Source organism: Bacillus sp. GMs2/2, from assembly GCF_050172095.1.
GTDB lineage: Bacteria > Bacillota > Bacilli > Bacillales > Bacillaceae_G > Bacillus_A > Bacillus_A cereus.
This window is the reverse complement of record NZ_JBNLYE010000459.1, coordinates 1-2,741: the sequence shown is the minus strand read 5'-3', so window position 1 is coordinate 2,741 and position 2,741 is coordinate 1. Positions and strand designations below refer to the sequence as shown.

Genomic DNA, 2,741 nt, shown 5'->3' with positions numbered 1-2,741 from the left:
CCCTTGGTTTAGCAAATGTTTTTTTGTAAATAATATATTTGTTAAACCATTAATTAAGGGGGACTAGTATGCCGCAGGATCGAAAAGAAGAAGTGCAAAACGATACATATGAAGGAAAAGAGGTTATGCCAGATAATCCACAATATCTACCGCGTCACGTGCAAATGGAGCTGCCTCCCGAATTTTCTATAAATCCTCTTTTTGCCCGCAAAGGAGAATCAGTCGTTCCGCGCTTTCACATGCCTGATGAAGGCATGTTACCAGAAACAGCGTATCAAATCGTCCATGATGAAATGACTCTTGATGGCAATGCACGCTTGAATCTTGCAACATTCGTTAGTACATGGATGGAACCTACCGCAGAGCACTTATATGCTAAATCATTTGATAAGAACATAATTGATAAGGACGAATATCCACAGACAGCTGAAATTGAGGAGCGGTGTGTCCGCATTTTAGCCAACCTCTGGCATTCCCCCAGCCCCCTTACAACTATGGGCGTTTCAACAACTGGATCGTCGGAAGCCTGTATGCTCGGGGGGCTTGCGTTAAAGAGACGCTGGCAAAATGCACGAAAAAGAGAGGGTAAGCCGGTGGATCGGCCTAATATTGTGTTTAGTTCTGCTGTTCAAGTCGTTTGGGAAAAATTTGCGAACTATTGGGAGGTTGAACCACGCTATGTGAAGGTTAGCCCTGAGCATCCCCGATTAGATCCTCAAGGGGTCCTTGCAGCCGTGGATGAAAATACGATTGGTGTGGTACCGATTCTCGGTGAGACTTATACCGGACTTTACGAACCGGTTGCCGCCATTGCAAAAGCGTTGGACGATTTACAGGAGAGGACGGGACTCGACATTCCTATGCATGTAGATGCGGCTTCGGGCGGATTTATAGCACCGTTTCTTCAACCAGATTTAGTCTGGGATTTTCAGTTGCCGAGGGTGAAGTCCATCAATGTATCGGGACATAAATATGGATTAGTCTATCCTGGCTTGGGTTGGATAATTTGGCGGGAAGCTGATGATCTCCCCGATGATTTAATCTTCCGCGTCTCCTATTTAGGCGGAAACATGCCGACTTTTGCCCTGAATTTTTCACGTCCTGGCGCACAAGTGCTCCTACAATATTACAATTACCTGCGTTTGGGGAAAAGTGGGTACTATGATGTCCAAAGGGCTTCTCAGAAGGTCGCTCTTTTTCTTAGCAAGGCAATTCAGGAGATGGAACCGTTCGAACTTTTGTCCGATGGTTCGGATATTCCGGTTTTCGCTTGGCAACTGAAAAAAGGTTACACATTAAACTGGAACCTTTATGATTTATCTCGACAATTGCGTGTGTTCGGCTGGCAAGTACCCGCATATCCATTGCCTCCAGACCTAGAAGCAGTGACGATTATGCGCGTTGTGGTTCGAAACGGGTTTTCTATGGATCTCGCGCATTTATTTTTGAGGAACCTCAAACAGGCCGTTGCCTTTCTGGATTCCTTGGATGGACCTATGCCACATGATACGAAATGTGATAATGGGTTTCATCACTAATTGGGGAGCAGCTCTCGTCGTCGTTAAGTTGAGCTCAACACTCATAACTTTTCGAGCTATCGACTGGGAAGAGGTACAGAAAAGCTGATGGTTTCAACCAAGGGATACATGATGATAGGTGATGAACAAATTGATGCCTGAGGGCTTTACAATATCAAATCATACGCCCAGTTTTCAGAAATCTATTGGCTTTTCTTCTGGTTTCGAAAGACACAATTCAAATCTGTTGAAGAGTTAAAGAAATTTGTAGCTAGTATTTCCTTTTGGGAGGTACCATTACCTGCTTTAGGAGTTACTCCACCATTACATTGGATTTTATCGGATAAATGGGGTGAATCTATTGTATTAGAATCGACAAGGAGTAGTGACTAATAGTCCTGAGTTTAATTGGCATTTACAAAATTCAAGACAATATATAGGTCTTAAATCGCAGCCATGCGAGGGGGATATACCATTAAGTACTTTTGGACAAGGTTCAGGTTCAATGGGACTTAATGGAGATTTCACCCCACCATCAAGGTTTATACGAGCAGCGTATGGTAAATAAAATATTCAGGGTATAGATAACGAAGAAGAGGGTATATCGGTCATTTTTCGTATTTTGTAAAATTGTGAGGTTCCAAAAGGAGGAGTAATAACGGAAGAAGATACATTAGATAATACTATTTATACAAGCGCAACGTGCATGGAGTCTGGTACATATTATTATCATATCTATGATTGTAGATAAATTATTGCCCTTCGATATTAGTAACAGGATAGCTGCTTAACGATAAAAATGAATTTGCCAATTTTCTTGCAAAATGTAACGGATGCTCTACCGATTGGATATGAATATACATAATTAAGGGATTCATGTATAACCAGTGATTATGTAAAGCACTGACAATAATTCCTTGTTGTACAATTGATTTCATAAATGCAGGGATCTCTTCTTGTAGAACCGCGATTTCTCCTAAATTTAATGCATTGCCATTTTGATCCAACGATTCAAAACTTACTCCGACGGGAACTACATAGGCACTTGGTTTTCCTTGAACCAGGACCTTAAAATTGCGGTGAAAAGACACCGAACAACCACCTTGATTTATTTTACTCTTTCCTTTAAGAATTGCAGCAAATTGATCAGAAATGAAATTTAAATTAGACATAAGTTCAATTCCTTTCCCGTGCTAAATTTATCCATTTAGAAATTTAATTTAA

The 2,741-nt window shown here is 41.3% G+C and carries 2 protein-coding genes and 1 pseudogene; 2 read left to right on the top strand and 1 reads right to left on the bottom strand.

The annotated features are described in order from the left end of the window. The first annotated feature begins 68 nt into the window (after positions 1-68). Positions 69-1,538 (top strand): glutamate decarboxylase, encoded by a 1,470-nt coding sequence (locus tag ACQGS6_RS25990; RefSeq protein WP_001135433.1) that lies wholly within the window; start codon positions 69-71, stop codon positions 1,536-1,538. A gap of 210 nt (positions 1,539-1,748) precedes the next feature. Then, positions 1,749-2,265, top strand: a pseudogene (locus ACQGS6_RS25985) (linear amide C-N hydrolase); the annotation flags it as partial. 4 nt (positions 2,266-2,269) lie between these two features. Here ACQGS6_RS25985 and ACQGS6_RS25980 read toward each other — a convergent pair. Next, positions 2,270-2,689 carry a DUF1259 domain-containing protein gene (locus ACQGS6_RS25980; protein WP_000067577.1) on the bottom strand — a complete coding sequence of 140 codons (420 nt, stop codon included), beginning with the start codon at positions 2,687-2,689 and terminating at the stop codon, positions 2,270-2,272. Positions 2,690-2,741: the final 52 nt, after the last annotated feature.